Origin of the sequence: Actinomadura decatromicini, assembly GCF_008121305.1 — a bacterium.
In the GTDB taxonomy this organism is placed as follows: domain Bacteria; phylum Actinomycetota; class Actinomycetes; order Streptosporangiales; family Streptosporangiaceae; genus Spirillospora; species Spirillospora syzygii.
Window position 1 is genome coordinate 550886 of the sequence record NZ_VSRQ01000006.1, and the last position, 16990, is coordinate 567875.

The 16990-nt window shown below is 68.9% G+C and carries 14 protein-coding genes and 1 tRNA gene; 9 read left to right on the forward strand and 6 right to left on the reverse strand.

Annotation, left to right across the window (positions count from 1 at the left end; translation table 11 throughout):
• Positions 1 to 363: 363 nt before the first annotated feature.
• Together FXF68_RS28765 and FXF68_RS28770 are read left to right on the forward strand one after the other, a co-directional pair.
• Entirely contained in the window at positions 364 to 2070 is a 1707-nt protein-coding gene (locus tag FXF68_RS28765; protein ID WP_148764545.1) for a RelA/SpoT family protein, read from the forward strand.
• A 52-nt stretch (positions 2071 to 2122) separates the two neighbouring features.
• Positions 2123 to 2572, forward strand: a complete 450-nt coding sequence (locus FXF68_RS28770; protein WP_148764547.1) for a universal stress protein — start codon at positions 2123 to 2125, stop codon at positions 2570 to 2572.
• Positions 2573 to 2584: 12 nt separating this feature from the next.
• Here the strand turns inward: FXF68_RS28770 and FXF68_RS28775 are convergent, their stop codons facing one another.
• Positions 2585 to 3232 (reverse strand): hypothetical protein, encoded by a 648-nt coding sequence (locus FXF68_RS28775; protein ID WP_148764549.1) that lies wholly within the window; start codon positions 3230 to 3232, stop codon positions 2585 to 2587.
• A gap of 192 nt (positions 3233 to 3424) precedes the next feature.
• Positions 3425 to 4438, reverse strand: coding sequence for a glutamine synthetase GlnII (gene glnII, locus FXF68_RS28780; protein ID WP_148764551.1), 1014 nt, complete (start codon positions 4436 to 4438; stop codon positions 3425 to 3427).
• 312 nt (positions 4439 to 4750) lie between these two features.
• Between glnII and FXF68_RS28785 the strand changes: the two genes are divergently transcribed.
• From FXF68_RS28785 to FXF68_RS28800, 4 genes are all read left to right on the forward strand, one after another.
• Positions 4751 to 5803: a right-handed parallel beta-helix repeat-containing protein gene (locus FXF68_RS28785; RefSeq protein ID WP_148764553.1), complete on the forward strand. Its 1053-nt coding sequence runs from the start codon at positions 4751 to 4753 to the stop codon at positions 5801 to 5803.
• Between the two features lie 377 nt (positions 5804 to 6180).
• Positions 6181 to 7884 (forward strand): hypothetical protein, encoded by a 1704-nt coding sequence (locus FXF68_RS28790; RefSeq protein ID WP_148764555.1) that lies wholly within the window; start codon positions 6181 to 6183, stop codon positions 7882 to 7884.
• A 10-nt stretch (positions 7885 to 7894) separates the two neighbouring features.
• Positions 7895 to 8299 carry a hypothetical protein gene (locus FXF68_RS28795; protein WP_148764557.1) on the forward strand — a complete coding sequence of 135 codons (405 nt, stop codon included), beginning with the start codon at positions 7895 to 7897 and terminating at the stop codon, positions 8297 to 8299.
• Positions 8300 to 8382: 83 nt separating this feature from the next.
• Positions 8383 to 9069 (forward strand): DUF899 domain-containing protein, encoded by a 687-nt coding sequence (locus FXF68_RS28800; protein WP_148764559.1) that lies wholly within the window; start codon positions 8383 to 8385, stop codon positions 9067 to 9069.
• A 6-nt stretch (positions 9070 to 9075) separates the two neighbouring features.
• Here the strand turns inward: FXF68_RS28800 and FXF68_RS28805 are convergent, their stop codons facing one another.
• Positions 9076 to 9693, reverse strand: coding sequence for a class I SAM-dependent methyltransferase (locus tag FXF68_RS28805; RefSeq protein ID WP_148764561.1), 618 nt, complete (start codon positions 9691 to 9693; stop codon positions 9076 to 9078).
• Positions 9694 to 11257: 1564 nt separating this feature from the next.
• Between FXF68_RS28805 and FXF68_RS28810 the strand changes: the two genes are divergently transcribed.
• On the forward strand, positions 11258 to 12427 hold the full coding sequence (locus tag FXF68_RS28810; RefSeq protein WP_148764563.1) for a hypothetical protein: 1170 nt from the start codon (positions 11258 to 11260) through the stop codon (positions 12425 to 12427).
• 431 nt (positions 12428 to 12858) lie between these two features.
• Here FXF68_RS28810 and FXF68_RS28815 read toward each other — a convergent pair whose 3' ends face one another.
• On the reverse strand, positions 12859 to 13293 hold the full coding sequence (locus tag FXF68_RS28815; RefSeq protein ID WP_148764565.1) for an NUDIX hydrolase: 435 nt from the start codon (positions 13291 to 13293) through the stop codon (positions 12859 to 12861).
• Between the two features lie 175 nt (positions 13294 to 13468).
• On the opposite strand from FXF68_RS28815, the gene FXF68_RS28820 reads away from it, so the two are divergent.
• On the forward strand, positions 13469 to 14137 hold the full coding sequence (locus FXF68_RS28820; RefSeq protein WP_187438149.1) for a replication initiator: 669 nt from the start codon (positions 13469 to 13471) through the stop codon (positions 14135 to 14137).
• The gene (locus FXF68_RS28825; protein ID WP_148764567.1) at positions 14137 to 15294 is read left to right on the forward strand and encodes a site-specific integrase; all 1158 of its coding nucleotides are present in this window, start codon (positions 14137 to 14139) and stop codon (positions 15292 to 15294) included. Before FXF68_RS28820 ends, FXF68_RS28825 begins: the two co-directional genes overlap by 1 nt.
• Positions 15295 to 15354: 60 nt before the next feature.
• Here the strand turns inward: FXF68_RS28825 and FXF68_RS28830 are convergent.
• Both FXF68_RS28830 and FXF68_RS28835 read right to left on the reverse strand, forming a co-directional pair.
• Positions 15355 to 15426 (reverse strand) — tRNA-Val (locus FXF68_RS28830).
• A gap of 62 nt (positions 15427 to 15488) precedes the next feature.
• Positions 15489 to 16922 (reverse strand): aldehyde dehydrogenase family protein, encoded by a 1434-nt coding sequence (locus FXF68_RS28835; protein ID WP_148764569.1) that lies wholly within the window; start codon positions 16920 to 16922, stop codon positions 15489 to 15491.
• Positions 16923 to 16990 lie beyond the last annotated feature (68 nt).

The following is a 16990-nucleotide window of genomic DNA, read 5'->3' on the forward strand; positions in this document are numbered from 1 at the left end:
GCGGGCCGGGGGCGGTCTCCCGGCCACTGTCCGTACTCGTCCGCCGCCAATGCACTGCCCCCCGACGTACGCCGGCCCTCCGCGGGCCCGTGACAACGGTGCGCCAGACTACGGTCGGTGACCGCCCGGAAACCGGGACGACACACCACCGGGCCCGCCCGTGGCGGCGCCGCAAAGGACTTTGAACCGTCTGTTGACCCTCAATGGGGATTCCGGCCTTCCGCCAATCGCGGGCGGCCCCGGCTGCCTGGCCGCTGTGGGACGCCGCTGACCAGGGTCTCGCCTCGGCAGAGAATTTCCCGCATAATGGCGGTCACAGCCCGTAGCGGCGTTGCGACGGGCGTCGGGCCAGGTGGGTGCGTGATGGCGACGCTCATTCCGGCGATCGGACGGCTCCGGCCGCCGGCGCGCCGAGGGGAGGCGTCCGGCGGCCCGGACCCCGTGCGGGCCGCCCTCGCGCCGCTGCTGGCCGCGCACCGGGCCGCCTGCCCGGGCGCGGACGAGGCGGAGCTGCTGCGCGGGTACGCGGTCGCGGAGCGGCTGCACCGCGGGCAGCTCCGCAAGTCGGGCGCCCCGTACATCACCCACCCGCTGGCCGTCGCGCTGATCCTCGCCGGGATGGGCCTCGACACCCGGACCCTCGTCGCCGCGCTGCTGCACGACACCGTCGAGGACACCCCGTACACGCTCGGGGAGCTGCGCGCCGAGTTCGGCGAGGAGATCGCGGTCCTGGTCGACGGCGTGACGAAGCTCGACGGCGAGCGGTGGGGCGACCGGGCCGAGGCCGAGACGTTCCGGAAGATCGTGCTGGCCGCGGCCGCCGACCTGCGGGTCCTGGTGATCAAGCTGGCGGACCGGCTGCACAACCTGCGCACGCTCGGCTTCCAGTCGCCGCACAAGCGGGCGCGGATCGCGAAGGCGTCGCACGAGCTGCTCGTCCCGTTCGCGGAGCGGCTCGGCATCCACGTCCTCAAGCGGGAGATGGACGACCTCGCGTTCGCCGCCCGCGACCCCCGCGCGCACGCCGCGACCGCGCGGGCCGTCCGGCGCGCCCTGCGCGGCGCCGATCAGGCGTTCGGGCCGGCGACGGCGCTGCTCGGCGCGTCCCTCGCCGAGCACGGGGTCGCGGCGGAGGTGCGGGTCAGGCCGTCGCACCTGTACGCGGTGCACCAGACGTCCGGCGGCGACCTCGCGGGGCTGCGGCCCTGCGAGGCGGCGCGGCTGCTGCTGCTCGTGGACGGCGCCGAACGCGACTGCTACATCGCCCTCGGAGCCGTGCACGCCGCGCTCCACCCGGTGGCCGGACAGGTCCGCGACTTCATCGCCACGCCGAAGGACAACCTGTACCGGTCGCTGCACACCCGCGTGATCAGCCCGGACGGCGACCCGTTCGAGGTCATCATCCGGAGCCGGGCGATGCACCCGGTCGCCGAGTACGGGATCGTCGCCCACATCCGGGACGCGGGCGCGGGCGCTGCGGTCACCGAGCGGCGCGACCTCGTCTGGCTGAGCCGCCTGCTCGCCTGGCAGTCGGACGCGCCGTCCGGCGAGTTCCTCGACCGGCTGCGCGCCGACCTCGCCGCCGGGAACGTCGCCGCGTTCACCCCCGACGGCGACATCGTCCCGCTGCCCGCCGGGGCGACCGCGCTCGACTTCGCCTACGCGCTCGGCCCGCGGATCGGCGACCGCTGCATCGGCGCCGTCGTCAACGGGCGGCTCGCGCCGATGTCGGTGCAGGTCCGCAGCGGGAACGTCATCGAGATCCTCACCGACCCGGGCGGGACGCCGTCCGAGGACTGGCTCGGCTTCGCGGTCACGGTGCCCGCGCGCGTCCACATCCAGCAGCGCCTCGCCCGGCGGCGCGCCGAGGAGGCCGCGGACGCGGGCCGCCGCCGCCTCGTCCGCGCCCTCGCCCGGCGGAGCGTCGACCTGCTCTCCGCCGAGGCCCGCGGCGACTCCCTCGCGGTGGCGCGCGAACTCGGCTACCCCGAGGTCGACGACATGTACGCGGCCCTGGACGACGGCTCCCTCGCCCTCGACGACCTCCTCGACCGCTTCACCCGCGCCTGAGCGGGGCTCGCGGGCGGGCCGTGCGGGCGGGGGTCGTTACGCTGGCGCCGAGGTGATCGCATTGGGGTTCGAGTACGGCGTCGACGGGCCGAAGGTGATCGTGGCCGGCGTGGACGGGTCCGAGACGTCGCTGCGCGCGGGCGCCTACGCCTGGGGCCTCGCGCGCCGCAACGGGGCGCGGCTGATCGCGGTGCACGTGGCGTCGGTGTCGTCGCTGTCGGCGCTCACCCCCGGCGGCGCGGCCGCGATGCGGGAGACCGCCGACGACGTCGCCGCCGACCTGCGCCGCAACCTGGAGGAGGCCGCCGGGCGCGCCGACGTCCGGTACGAGTTCGTCACCGAGTCCGGCGACCCGTACACGGTGCTCGCCCGCGTCGCCGACGAGTCCCGCGCGGACGTCGTCGTGGTCGGCGCGTCGGCGCAGGCCGGGCACCGGCTGATCGGGTCGGTCGCCGTCCGCCTGGTCCGGACGGGCCGCTGGCCGGTGACCGTCGTCCCCTGAGGGGCGGCGCGCTCAGCGGAAGCGGGGCCCGCGGCGGCGGGGCCGGGGGCCGGACTCCCAGGTGAACGGCCGGGTGCCCGCCACCACGGCGGACAGCAGCACCACCACCGCCGTCCCGCCGACGAGGTTGAGCCCGGACGTCGCGAGCGCCGCGTCGAACGGCCCGTTCATCGTCAGCGGCAGGATCGCGAGCAGCAGGACGGCGAACCCGCCGATCCACGCGAACGCCCGGACCGGGCGCGCCGCCGACGCGAGCAGCAGGTGCATCAGCGCGGTCGCCTGGATCGTTCCCGCCATCGCGCACAGCGCGTAGCTCGTCGCGGCGGGCGCGGCGGCGGCGTGCCCGCCCGCGAACACCGGGACCTCCGTCCCGAACGTCGTGCGCAGCCCGACCACCGCGGCGAACCCCAGCATGCCCGCGGTCAGCGCGGCGCAGACGCCCGTCCACCAGAGCGGGCGCAGCGGCGGCCCGGCGGCGGCGGAGATCCGCTCGTGCAGCGCGACGTAGTCCTGGTAGCGCCGGGCCGGGGCCGTCTCCGGCGGGCGCCGCCGCGCCGTGGCGGGACACCGGATCGACCGTTCCCAGGGCCGTGGCGCGGGACGGCCGGCGCGCCTGCCGTGCGGGCCGCCGGAGTACCGCCCGAACGACGAATCGGGCATCTTCTCCTCCCCCGGTGCGAACGTAGGGGTGCTACCCGGCACCGTGGGGCGGAACTCCCTCAAGCTGACATTTTGCCGATGCTTGCCGCACCGCCTCGCCTGGACGGACGGCCAGTCATACCCACTGACCTGGGAAAACACGACGGCCCCCAGGGGAGCGAGCGCTCCCTCGGGGGCCGTGGCCTCGTCCGGTCAGACCTGCCCGGCCCGCTCCAGCGCCGCGCAGCAGGTGCCGGTGATCAGCCGGGTCACCGTGTACGGGTCGACGTTGGCGTTCGGCCGCCGGTCCTCGATGTAGCCGCGCTTGTCGACCTCGACCTGCCACGGGATCCGCACGGAGGCGCCCCGGTCCGACACGCCGTAGCTGAACTCGCTCCACGCCGCCGTCTCGTGCATGCCGGTCAGCCGGCGCTCGATGTCCGCGCCGTACCCGGCCAGGTGCTCGTCCGCCTTCGCCGCGAGCGCCTCGCACGCCGTGATGATCGCGTCGTAGCCCTCGCGCATGGCCTTGGTCGAGAAGTTCGTGTGCGCGCCCGCGCCGTTCCAGTCGCCCTCGACCGGCTTCGGGTCCAGGGTGGCGGAGACGTCGTGGTCCTCGGCGATGCGGTACAGCAGCCAGCGGGCGATCCACATGTGGTCGCCGACCTCGACCGGGCCCGCCGGGCCGATCTGGAACTCCCACTGCCCCGGCATGACCTCGGCGTTGATCCCGGAGATCTTCAGCCCGGCGTCGAGGCAGGCGTCCAGGTGCCGCTCGACGATCTCGCGGCCGAACACCTCGTCGGAGCCCACGCCGCAGTAGTAGAAGCCCTGCGGGGCCGGGTAGCCGCGCTCGGGGAAGCCGAGGGGGCGGCCGTCCTTGAAGAACGTGTACTCCTGCTCGATCCCGTACCAGGAGTCCTGGCCGGCGTACTGCTCGGCGACGGGACGGAGCTTGGCCCTGGTGTTGGTCTCGTGGGGCGTCCCGTCCACGAGGTACACCTCGCACAGGACGAGCTTGTTGTCCCCGCCCCGGATCGGGTCGGGACAGGTGAAGACCGGCTTGAGGACGCAGTCGGAGCGGTCGCCCGGCGCCTGGTTCGTGCTGGACCCGTCGAAGCCCCAGTCCGGGAGGTCGGCTCCGTCGGCGAGGATCCTCGTCTTCGACCGCAGCCGCGCGGTCGGCTCGGTGCCGTCGATCCAGATGTACTCGGCCTTGTAGCTCAACGTCGGTCCCTTCGGGCGGTTTCGGCTGGGTCTCACGGTGCCAACCAGGCATTTCGGACCTGTTGCCCGTTTGTGAACGGCATGTAAACCGCGTGGCCCGGCCCGTGACGCACGTCACGCCCGCCGGGCCGGTTCGACAATTCTCCCCTTCCCGGAAAATCGGCACACCTCGCCGCCCATTCAAAAGACCCTCGGAATGTTTTACTTCACGTACATCAACGGAATAGCGTTGCGGGTTCAAGATGATCTAGGAATTCCGTTGCCGCGCGGGGCCATGGACCCCGCGCGTGCCAAAGAATCGGGGGAAAAGGAATGAGGCGGACTATTGCGGCCGCGCTCGGAACAACGGCCGCCCTGGCGGGAATCGCCGGGATCACGCCGTCGGCCGAGGCAGCGGCGCCGCGCGCCCGCGTGCACGTCGTCCCGCCCGGGCACTCGATCCAGCGGGCCGTCGACCGGGCCAGACCGGGCGACGTCATCAAGCTCAAGGCCGGCCACTACGACGGGGGCGTCATCGTCCGCAAACGCCTCACGATCCAGGGCGAGGGCAACCGGACGATCCTGCGCCCCGGCGGCACCGACCACTGCGCGAGGGCCAAGCACCCCGGAATGGGGATCTGCGTCGTCGGCCGGGCCGGACATCCCGTCAGCGGCGTGACGATCCGGAACCTCGTCGTCCGCGATTTCGCGGACACCGGCGTTTTCGGCATCTACACCGACCGCCTGTCGGTGCTGAGCGTCCTCGCCCGGGACAACGGCGAATACGGCATCGCGGAGTTCAATTCCACCCGCGGGCGCTTCCGCTGGAACTGGGCCGTCGACAACAAGGACGACGCGGGCCTCTACGTCGGCGACACCGCCGACGCGCGCGGCACCGAGGTGGCCGACAACCACTCCACCGGCAACACGCTCGGAGTGCTCGTCCGGCACGCGCGGCACGTCCTCGTGCACGACAACTCGATCGCCTACAACTGCGTCGGCGTCGCGCTCGTCGACGACGGCCAGCGCACCGGCCAGGGCAACAACCTGGTCTGGAAGAACCACGTCACGAAGAACAACCGCTCCTGCGCGGCGCACGGGCCCGTCCCCGCGCTCGGCGGAACCGGCATCCTCTTCTTCGGCGGCGACCACAACGCCGTCGAGCGGAACACGGTCACCGACAACCGGGGCAGGCTCCCCTACTCCGGGGGCATCGTCCTGTTCCGCGGCGTCCCGCCGCAGAGCCGCCCGGCCCGCGACAACCTGATCAAGAAGAACCGGCTCCACGGCAACGAGCCGTTCGACCTGGTCGACAAGAGCGGCAGCAGGACGAACCGCTTCGTCCGCAACCACTGCCGCACGTCGAACCCGCGCGGCCTCTGCTGACCGATCCGCCCGGAGCCCCCTGTTCCCGAACAGGGGGCTCCCGCATATACCCGGCACGCCGCATTCGGGAGGAAACGGGCATCGAGTGGTACGCCACCGAACAACCGCGTCCTCAATTGGCCGCATCGCCTCGCCGCGGGCGTACTACCATCGGTACTGGTCAGACCTATTCCTCCGACCTTGACCATGCCCTTTGCAGCCTTTCCGCCCCTCCGCAACTGTTCCTCATTTATGTTTTATCGCTGCCGGGTCTCGTATTCGGCCTGCCGGTCGGCGCGCTCCTCGCCTTCCTGACGGTCGGGCCGCCGGGACGACGCGCCGGCACGTCCATCGGCGCCGCGAGGGCGCCGATTCGTCCAGGAAAGAGAGGGGTCGGCATGACGACCACACAGGTGCGAGCGCCGGTCGGGAGCGTTCAGGGCGACGTCACCCGCTATTTATGCGCCGCGGCCTACCTCGATGAGAAGTTCGCCGATCGGGTGGTGGAGGAGGTGCTGGCCGACGAGATCAGCGCCGTGGCCCCCTCCCCCGACGTCGATCTGGAGGCGGTGGCCCGCCATTGCCTGGCCGCACGGGAGATCCGGTACCCGCGCGACTTGAAGCTGGCGGGCGCCTTCGGGGTCGTGGCCCTGTTCGCACCGCTGTGGCTGCTGTTCGTCGCGTTCCTGGCGTCCGCCGTCGGTCAGGCGGACCGCCAGCGGACCCTCGGCGCCCGCGGCCGGCGCCAGCCCGACGAGCGCGCGCTACTGCGCGTCGGGTTCCAGGCCGGATGGATCGTGCTCGTCGCCTTCATGCTCGTCGCCATGTTCTCGCAACTGCATCTGAACAGCATTCTGAGCTGGCTGTTCGGCATGTACATGTTCGGCGTCCCGGCCGTGCTCGCGTCCGTCGGGGCGGCGCTGTACGCGTCCATGACGATGATGCGGTACGACCTCGCCACCGACGAGCTTCTGCGCACCTCCCTGAGTCGCGAGGCGTTCGCTTGTCCGGCCCTGCCGCTCGTCCCGCGGAGAGACTGGATCAAGGACCGCCTCGCCGCGATCAGGCAGGCGCAGGACGGAAACGTCACCGTGTACAGCGGGTACACGCCGTTCATGGGCTTCGCGAACGCCCACTCCAGTTGGAGGCTGGCCGTTCCGCTCCTGCCCGCCGAACGTCCGGCCGGGGTCCCGCGCCCCGACGCTCCGACGCCGTTCTCCGTCGCCGAACTCGTCGATCACGTACGCGACCGGCTCGGCGCGGCCGTCGAGCGCGACGGCGCCCCCGGGACGGGGGACGCGGGGGCCTCCGGGTCCCTCCTCATCGAGGACCGGGTGTTCGCCGACGGCGCGACGATCGGCGACGACGAACGGTTCATGAGCATCTACGCCCTGGCCCCGGTCATGCGGCTGTCGTCCGACGCGGTCCACGAGATCATCCTGAATCCGACCGGGACGGTCCGCCACTACCTCGCGGTGCACCTCCCGCTCTGGGGCGGGGACGTGGTGCCGAGCGTCTTCCTGCATTTCTCGACCGTGGGCGACACGCTGCACCTGCAGTGCAGCAACCACGTGCTCGGCCCGGTCGTCGCCGACTACCACCTCGTGGACCGCCTGCGCGACCCGCTCACCCCGGAGCGGCGGCGAGAAGTGCTGATCGAAGCTCTTTCCCGCACCGGCACGACGCTCTTCGGGGCGCCGTTCAGAGCACTGGACCACGCCCGCTTCGAGCGCCGGCAGGCCAAGCGGATGGAGCACGAACTGGCGGCCATGAAGCAGGACCCGATGTACGACCTCGGCGCGCGGGTCAGCATCCGGGAAATGGCGCTGAGCTCCACATATCACAACTATTTCCAGGTCATCGATGCCGAGCGGATCACCTCGTCGGTCCAACTCCACACCTTGGCCATCATCCGCAAGTTCCTCGACTCGCGCGGTTTCGACACCACCGACTTCCGCAGCCAGCAGCAGACCATCGTCAATCAGGGCATCATCCAGCAGGGCGGCACGAGCATCGTCGGCAACCAGGCGGTCGGCACCGGCGCCAGCGCCACACAGAACTCCGCGGGCCACTCCGACATGGCCCCCGCCTCCAGCGAATAGGGATCGCACCATGCGCGACGACGAGCAGCCCGCTACCCCTTCCGTGAACTACGGCATCGTCTCTATGGGCGGCACCCACTACGTGGCCAACCAGGCGGTCGGCCAAAACGCTCAGGCGTTCTCCAACGCGGTCACCTTCAACGCACAGAACTCCAATCACCGCGCTCAGGCAAGCGAACTCCTGGCCGTTATCGAGCGGTTGCTGGAGGAGCACCGCGCGGCACTGACCGACCCGGATGGCGCCGCCAGGGAAGTACAGCGCGTGCGAGAGGAACTCGACGAGGACGAACCACAACTCCCCTTCCTCCGACGCGCACTGGACCGCCTGAACACCTACGCGGAGCCGGTCGCTCCCCTGGTCGCGGCCGTAGGCCAACTCACGCAGACGGTGCAGGCCGCCATAGGCGGTTCCTGACCCTCTTGGTCTCGCAGCGATGATTCTGGCGGACGGAGACGGTCTATACGCATAGACCACAACCCGTGCCCTCGGAGGAGCCCATGACCGCCAAGCCGCTACCGCCCGTCGTGGACGTCGAGACCTGGCAGCGCCACCTGGACGACCTTCGCGCCCGCGAGAAGGCCGCGACCCACGAACTCGACGCGATCGCCGCCCAACGCCGCCGGATGCCGATGGTCGAGCTGCCCGACTACACCCTGGAGGGCGAGGAGGGCCCCGTACGCCTGCCCGACGTCTTCGACGGCAAGTCCCAGCTCATCGTCTACAACCACATGTGGTTCCCGGGCGAGGAATGGCAGTGCGACGGCTGCACCGGCTTCACGTCCCAGTTCACACGCCTGGAGTTCCTGGACGCCTACGACGCGAGGTTCGTCATCGTCACCCAGGGCCCGATCGACGAGGCCCTAGCCTACAAACGCCGTGTCGGGAACAAGATGACCTGGTACTCCACCGCGAACAGCCCCTTCGGCGCCGACGTGGGCGCACCTCCTGGCGGCGGCTTCGCCGTCAACGTGTTCCTACGCGACGGCGACACCGTCTACCGCACCTGGCACACCACCGGCCGAGGCACCGAACAGCTGAGCCACACTTTCCCGCTGATAGACCTACTCCCCTACGGCCGCCAGGAGGAATGGCAGGACTCCCCAGAAGGCTGGCCCCAGTCCCCCGCCTACTCCCGCTGGCAATCCTCCAAGGGCATAGCCGCGAACTACGGCGCAAGCGCTTAAGGCACGTCAGCCGGTAAGCGGCTTCTCCCACGTCAGCGAGTACCGACGGAGGACATGCCGCCGATAACGCACGCCGGGCAGCAACCGCCGCGCCGCCGCCCGCACTTCCCCGTAGCTCATCCGCGGGTCGGCGACCGGCATCCCCTCAGGCCCACGCGCGCGCCGTAAGACCTTCACGGTCCGCACAACAGGAGCAGCCGCAACCATAACCGCCCACTCCCTCGGCCCCTTCTCGCGTGCCAGACCGACCACCACCAACGTCCCGCCAGGACGCAACAACTCCCGCATCCGACTCAAAGCCGCCTCAAAATCCATGTGATGAATCGTGGACACCGAGCAGATGAAGTCATAACCCTCGACCGGCAGTTCAACGGCAAGAAAGTCGCCCTCAACAAACGTGAGCTCCGGCTCCCCACCACCCAACTCACGCGCACGCTCGATCATCGTCGCCGAACAGTCAACTCCAGTGACACGCTTCGCGCACCCGGCCAACTTGCGCACAAGCAGACCATCCCCGCAACCAACGTCCAGCGCATCGCTACACCCCTCCGGCACAGCCCGCAGAATGCCCGGATGACGCGCAACATTGGTATTCCAGTACGGCTCCAAGTCGAACTGCCCCATCCGATCACCCTAAGGGCCCCACCTCAGGATGATCCAAGCTCCCGACACCGAGACCCCAGACATCAAAGGCCATGATCCGCACCTGCGGATCATGGCCTTGACGTGGGTGGGCGCGGACGGTTTCGAACCGCCGACTCCTCGCTTGTAAGCCAAGATCACCCTGCAATACGCAGTTCCCGGCCCCTGCACAACGGTACCTAATGGGCCGGCCATGAGGGACGCCGAGGCCATGGACAGTATGGTCCCCCGTCTCTGATAGGAACTATTGCCACGCGATCGAGGTGGCCTGCTCCGCGGCACCTGAGCCACCCGAAGGAGGCGCTGGCGACCGGACCTGTCTGAAACGCTACAGACGTGCCTGCTGTCGAGATCGACCTTGATCGTTTCAGCGACACGCCGGGGGCTCGTGCACAACCGGAGGTTCGCTGCAATCGCACTCCATGTACGCTCGCCCACGCGGCATCCGGCCAGCGGCTTTACCATGGGATCCTCATCGCCCCTACAAGGGTTCGCAACGCGGAAACGACACGCTCGTCCGCAACGCCATTCAAATCCCATCGCCCCTACAAGGGTTCGCAACAAATCAGCTTGATCGGCCCCACCATCACCACCTGGGTCCTCATCGCCCCTACAAGGGTTCGCAACACAGGTCGTACGTCCCCGCCCGCGCGGTCTCCACGTCCTCATCGCCCCTACAAGGGTTCGCAACCCGAGGGCGGGCAGGCCGTCCAGGATGCGCCGGTCGGGTCCTCATCGCCCCTACAAGGGTTCGCAACAGGGGGTTTCCCTTGAAGATGTCGTGCCAGAACCGGTCCTCATCGCCCCTACGAGGGTTCGCAACATCGACATGGCCCGCCTCGCCGAGAAGTGCCCGAACGCTTCCTCATCGCCCCTGCGAGGGTCCGCCGCGACCAGGACGTCACCGCGAGCACGTTTCCGGAACATCGTCAGGCAGGGACGGCCCCGGGCCCGATGCGCCCAAAGGGGGCTGACCGGGGTCGGGACAACCGGCAAACTCCTGCGACTGGACTCGAACCAGTGCGCTCTTCAGCGTGAAGCACACCAACCCACGTTTCAGCAACTCAAAGCGCATCCTGACGAGGGTGCACACAACCGCCGATGTCCACCAAAGTCCCCACGCCTGCGCGGCCATCGTCAAGCAGTCCGTCAGGCAGTGCCGACCCGGCCGCCGCTGCAGCACCCCTGGTGCGCAAGTTCACGGCTCTCGTCCCTACAGGCCCACCCGGACTGAGCAAACCACGAGGGATGGAAGCTCAGCATCACCCCCTAGCAGGTGATGCGCACCACGAGCGACGTGGCCGGGCCAGTGCCGGGGACTGGTGAGCACAGCGGCTAGAAAGGTGCCGCCGCCTTCTTAGCGAGTGGCCGTGTCGGTAACCGCTACGGGGGTGGTAAGAAAAGCGTCCCCTATCCGCTACATTTCCCAGCTCACGCATGGTGCGAGATGCCTCATCAAGATGAAACACGCCCAGGGTGTCAGCAGGCCCCCTCGTTCTCACCCTCTGTAGAGAGAACTGCAGCACGCTGACCCCAAGGAGCATTCGTGGACGGACAGGATCAGGAACAGCCCTCGCCGGCGCCCGAGGACACTCAGTGGCTGCACCACCAGCTCGATCGGATCGCCAATACCGCGATCGTTGGCCGTGCCCGGCGACTTCTCGGGGACGTCGCGCCAGTGCTCGAACCCGCTTGGAGCATCGCGGGACAGGCGCGCGGTTCGATCGAGACCGTAGGGTTCCTCCGCCGGTTGGGCGAAAACCAGACCGGTCACAACATCAATGCCGACACCATCCAAGATGCCGCAGCGCTGTTCGGGACGCTGAATCTGACCGCGCCGGACCGCCGCAAGATCTGGCTGGCCTTCGCCGAACCTGCGCAGGCCCTTGTCGCGTCAATCATCAATCAGGAGGAGCCTGACTCGACTGCGCCGGGAATGCTCATCCCGGCGCCCCGGCCGCGGCTGCCAGACGGACTGCTCAACGACTGGGACCACGAGGCTGAGATCGTTCCCATCCTGCGGCGAGTGCTGCGCGCTTGGTGCGACATCGCCCTGCATGCGAATGGTGCGCGGAGCGAGGTCGCGCAACTCACCCTGGCGGCGGCACTGCTGGCCCGAGGCGCCGCACTCGACGGCGATGCCGAGACGGTGTGCTGGTTCGTCGACCGCTGGCTCGGGCTCGCTCCCACCGATACTCGCGTCGACGGGGCTACCGCGGCACTGCTGTCCAACGGCTGGTGGCCGAATACGACCGCCCCGGAGTTGTCCGCTTCCCGCGACACCGTCACCAACCTGCGGATCCAAGCCACGAACCGGCTTCAGCGGGAGGCCAAAAGGCAACACCGCCTGCACCGTCCGGTGTGGGAGACCCAACTGCGCGGGGCACCCATTGCGCTGCTCTCGGACCTGCTACCCAACCCCGAGAACAGCTTTGGATCCCTCACCTTTACTGAAGCGATCAGCCACACCAGCGCTGATGTTGTCGATCAGGTCACCATGGCCTTTCGCGATGAGCAGATTCTTGCTGTCCTCGACACCTTGCCGAAGAAGGAAGAGGCGATTGTCCGGGCTGCATACCTCGAAGAAAAGCCATGGACCGTGGTCGCAGAGGAGTTTGGCCTAACCCGGTACGAGCTCGACAAGCTACGGACAGCAATCTTCCGCAAGCTTCGGCATCCGAGCCGGTCTCAAGTGCTACGTGACTACCTGGACTGACCATGCGGTTCTGGTCGCTCATCATCCGAGGAACCCTGTTCGGCGCTGTTACCGCGGCCGTCGCGTTCTTCCCCTCCATCGCCCCTACCATCGGCGCGTTGGCCGGTGTCGTCTGCGCGTACGTCAGCCTGACCTCACTAGAGGAGATCCGGCGCCGCGAACGGCAAGCCCATGTAGTTCGTCGGGGACTGTCAGGAGCCCGCACTGAACCGTCTCTACCGGCTCACCAGTCACCGCCGATCCCGACCATTGTGCAGGCTAGCTCAGAGCACAGGGCTAATGAGCCCTGACCACTCGAAAATCAAAGGTGGCAATCGAGCTCCCCGGCCGGAGTTCCCAACGGCTGTTGTCTCGGCGCTGGATCAGGAGAGCGCGGCCCTAGTCGTCGACGACGGAACCCGCCACGCTGACCGAGTGACGACCGTCTGCGCTTACAGCAATGAGGTTCCATCGTGGGCTCGGACGAATAGACCACCCTCGCTGAGGGCGTCTGTGACGCGGATAGCCCGAGCCTCCGGCATTGCTTCGATTACTTCTGCAGGGCGGAGCCAAGCAACTGAGACGGCTTCGTCTGATGTTTGAGGCCGTCCATCGACCGGTCGACAGAGAATGGCCAGGGAGACCACACCTAGCTTCATGCTCTTGTAGGCACCGGCCAGTCGCTCCGGCGCGACTTTTACGCCGGTTTCTTTGAGCACCTCGCGGACTACGCCCTCATACGGAGTTTCGTCCAACTCCAACACACCGCCTGGTGGCACAAACCGGCCGTCGTCAGCTCTCTTGATTGCCAGGATGCAGCCGTCCGGGCGTTGCACAATTCCCGACACACTCACTGAGTGACGAGGCAAACTCACATGCTTCTTCACTTTTCCGCCGTTCCATCAGCCGAGGACATGGATGCCATTGTGTTGGCGGATAGGAACAGTGGCGTGAGTAGCCAGGGCGTCTCGAACGCGGACGGCGAAGGCTTCATCAGCCAAATCGGCAACCTCGTCGACTGTCACCCATCGGAACGCAGTGCTCTCGTCCGTCTCCTGGAGAGTGCCCACCTGGGATGAGGCGCTGGATGCCCTCGGCGCGGACGAGGACGCCGAGCCGCTGCACGTGGCGCGGTTCGGGCGACAGATCGACGCGCAAGGCGTCCTGACCGACTCCCCGCCATCCCGCAAGTTGATCGGCTACCTGACCAAGTACCTGGTCAAAGGCGTCGCCGAATGCCACCGGGCGCAAACTGACGCGCAGCAGGAGCATGTCGACCGGATGGCCGAAGCACTCCGCTATGAGCCGTGCTCGCCTACGTGCGCGAACTGGCTGCGCTACGGCGTCCAGCCCAAGAACCCGCGCAAGGGCATGGCGCCGGGGTTCTGCAAGGGCAAAGCCCACCGACGCGAACACCTCGGCTACGGCGGCCGCCGCGTCCTGGTCTCCCGCAAGTGGTCCGGCAAGACGCTGGCCGATCACAAGGCAGACCGGAAGGCATGGGTCCTGGCCCGGCTGGCCGAGGCCGGAATACCCGTCGCCAACCCCGCCGACCCGAAAGCCGTGCACATCTGGGAACGCGCCGGACCCAGCGACCCGGAGGTGAAACCGACCGATCAACGGCTCCTGCTCCTCGTCAACGAACGCATCCAACGGCGCCGCCAGCTCGACGCCGCGACCCACAACCCCACCCGCGAACTTTCGGCAACTGAGATCAGGGAGGCAGCCTGATGGCGAACAAGAAGGGCAAGCGTCGGTTCGGCAGCGTCCGTCAACTGCCTTCCGGGCGCTTTCAGATCAGGTATCCGGGACCGGACGGCAAAATGCGCTCCGGCGGTACCACCTACGCCACCGAGCGTGAGGCAGAGAAACAGCTTTCGCTGATCGAGGCGAAACTACTTACGGGCGACTGGACGGACCCGAAGCGGGCCAAGGTCAAGCTGTCGGAGTACGCGGCCAAATGGATCACGGAGCGGCCAGACCTGCGCGTGCGGACGGTCGAGATCTACCGGGGTCTGCTCCGGCGTCACATCGTGCCGTATCTCGGCAATGTGCCCATTGGCAAGATCGACACGGCGGCCGTACGAGAGTGGCGGGCCGAACTGGTCAGTGCGGGCGTCGGCGCGTCCGAGGTGGCGAAGGCGTACCGGCTGCTGCGGGCCGTCCTCATGACGGCGACGGACGACCTGATCATTCCGCGCAACCCATGCCGGATCAAAGGCGCGGGCGAAGAGAAGCCGGACGAGCGACCAGTTCTCACGGTCGCCCAGGTGTTCAAGCTGGCGAAGATGATGCCGGAGCATCTGCGCGCCCTCGTCCTCCTCGCGACGTTCGCAAGCCTCCGGTGGGGGGAGGTCGTCGCGCTGCGCCGGAAGGACATCGACCTCAACGCGCGCACGGTCACCGTCCGGCAGGCACAAGTAGAGCTGGACACGGGCGAACTGATCATCGGGCCGCCCAAGTCACGGGCGGGCCTGCGGACGGTGGCACTCCCCCAAGCGATCATCCCCGAACTCAAGCGCCATCTCGGCAACTTCACCGGCCCCGAACCCGAAGCGCTGGTCTTCACTGGCAAGCGCGGCGGCGTCCTGCGGCGGGCCAACTTCCGCCGCGCAACCAAGTGGGGCGAGACAGTGACCACGCTCGGCGTGCCGAACCTCCACTTTCACGACCTTCGGCACACCGGCAACACGTTCGCCGCGGAGTCCGGCGCGACGCTCCGCGACCTCATGGAACGGATGGGCCATGACAGCGTGCGGGCGGCGATGATCTACCAGCACCGGACGGCGGGCGGTAACCGGGCGATCGCCCAAGCGATGGACGACATGATCAACGACGACCCGGACGACGATGACGGGTCCGCCGGAGGGCTCGCGCTCGTCGGCTAATGGCACGCTAATGGCACGATGACCCCGTTTCCTAGATCGGAAACGGGGTCTTTGCGCAGGTGGGCGCGGACGGTTTCGAACCGCCGACTCCTCGCTTGTAAGGCGAGTGCTCTACCCCTGAGCTACGCGCCCGCGTTGCCGGGAAAGCGTACCCGGTCGGTGGTGGCGATCGCGAAACGGTTTGGACGGGGAGGTTACGGGAGGTGGATCCAGACCCCCTTGATCTCGGTGTAGGCGTCCAGGGCGTAGGGGCCCATCTCGCGGCCCCAGCCGCTCGACTTGTAGCCGCCCCAGGGGGCGGCGGCGTCGGGGATGGGGAGCATGTTGACGAAGATGGCGCCCGCGCGGATGTCGGCGGCGAGGCGGTGGGCCGTGGACAGGTCGCGGGTCCACAGGGACGCGGCCAGGCCGAACTCGGTGTCGTTCGCGCGGACGGCGAGCTCCTCCACGTCGTCGTAGGCGAGGACGGGCAGGACGGGCCCGAAGATCTCCTCGCGGGCGATCGTCATGTCGTCGGTGACGCCGCCGAAGACGGTGGGCGCGTAGAAGTTGCCGGGGCCGTCGCCGCGGTGGCCGCCGGTGACGAGCTCGGCGCCCTGCTTGCCGCCCGTCCGGACGAAGGAGTCGACGCGGTCGAGGTGCTCGGCGGAGACGAGGGGGCCGATCTGCGTCTCCGGGTCGAGGCCGGGGCCGACGCGGAGGCCGGACGCGGCGGCGGCGAGCTTCTCGGTGAACTCGTCGGCGCGGCGGCGGTCGACGTAGAGGCGGGTGTAGGCGGCGCAGACCTGGCCGCTGTTGAGGAGGGCGCCCTGGAGGTTGCCGGCGACGGCCTCGTCGATGTCGGCGTCTCTGGCGATGATGGAGGGCGCCTTGCCGCCGAGTTCGAGGGTGACGCGCTTGAGGTTGCTCGCGGACGACTTGACGATCTCGCGTCCGACCGTGCTGGAGCCGGTGAAGGAGATCTTGTCGACGCCGGGATGCGCGACGAGGGCGCGGCCGACGGCGGGGCCGCCGGTGAGGAGGTTGACCACGCCGGGCGGGAAGCCCGCCTCGGCGCACAGCTCGACCAGCCGGACGGTGGTCAGCGGCGTCTGCTCGGCGGGCTTGATGATGACGGTGTTGCCGCAGGCGAGGGCCGGGGCGAGCTTCCACGACGCGATCATCAGCGGGAAGTTCCACGGGGTGATCAGCGCGCAGACGCCGACGGGTTCGCGCCGGACGTAGTGCAGCGTGTCCGGGAACGAGATCGGGGAGACGGCCCCCTCCAGCTTGGTGACCCAGCCGGCGAAGTAGCGGAAGTGGTCGGCCGCGCCGTCCACGCTGACCGTCTTCGCGACGCCGAGCGGCTGGCCCTGGTCGCGGGTCTCCAACTCGGCCAGCTCGGCCGCGTTCTTCTCGATCAGCTCCGCAACGCGCCAGAGGAGGCGGGCGCGCGCGTTGGGCAGCATCTTGGCCCAGGACGGCTCGTACAGCGCGGCCCGGGCGGCGTCGACCGCGTCCTCGACGTCCTGCGGACCGGCCTCCGCGCAGGTGGCGAGGAGCTTCCCGGTGGCGGGATCGGTCGTGGTGAACTCTGCGCCGTCCGCCGCGGCGGCCCACTCGCCGTTGACGTAGAGCCGGGTGTTCATGGTGGCCTCCCCCTGGTCGCGGAATGAGGCCAGTCTCGGCCGCCGCCCCCGGCGTGTCTTGTCTGTGC

Bases quoted from the DNA above. Each gene is read 5' to 3' on its own strand.
- FXF68_RS28765 (WP_148764545.1), top strand. From the start codon at position 364: ATGGCGACGCTCATTCCGGCGATCGGACGGCTCCGGCCGCCGGCGCGC.
- FXF68_RS28775 (WP_148764549.1), bottom strand. From the start codon at position 3,232: ATGCCCGATTCGTCGTTCGGGCGGTACTCCGGCGGCCCGCACGGCAGG.
- FXF68_RS28785 (WP_148764553.1), top strand. From the start codon at position 4,751: ATGAGGCGGACTATTGCGGCCGCGCTCGGAACAACGGCCGCCCTGGCG.
- FXF68_RS28790 (WP_148764555.1), top strand. From the start codon at position 6,181: ATGACGACCACACAGGTGCGAGCGCCGGTCGGGAGCGTTCAGGGCGAC.
- FXF68_RS28795 (WP_148764557.1), top strand. From the start codon at position 7,895: ATGCGCGACGACGAGCAGCCCGCTACCCCTTCCGTGAACTACGGCATC.
- FXF68_RS28800 (WP_148764559.1), top strand. From the start codon at position 8,383: ATGACCGCCAAGCCGCTACCGCCCGTCGTGGACGTCGAGACCTGGCAG.
- FXF68_RS28805 (WP_148764561.1), bottom strand. From the start codon at position 9,693: ATGGGGCAGTTCGACTTGGAGCCGTACTGGAATACCAATGTTGCGCGT.
- FXF68_RS28825 (WP_148764567.1), top strand. From the start codon at position 14,137: ATGGCGAACAAGAAGGGCAAGCGTCGGTTCGGCAGCGTCCGTCAACTG.
- FXF68_RS28835 (WP_148764569.1), bottom strand. From the start codon at position 16,922: ATGAACACCCGGCTCTACGTCAACGGCGAGTGGGCCGCCGCGGCGGAC.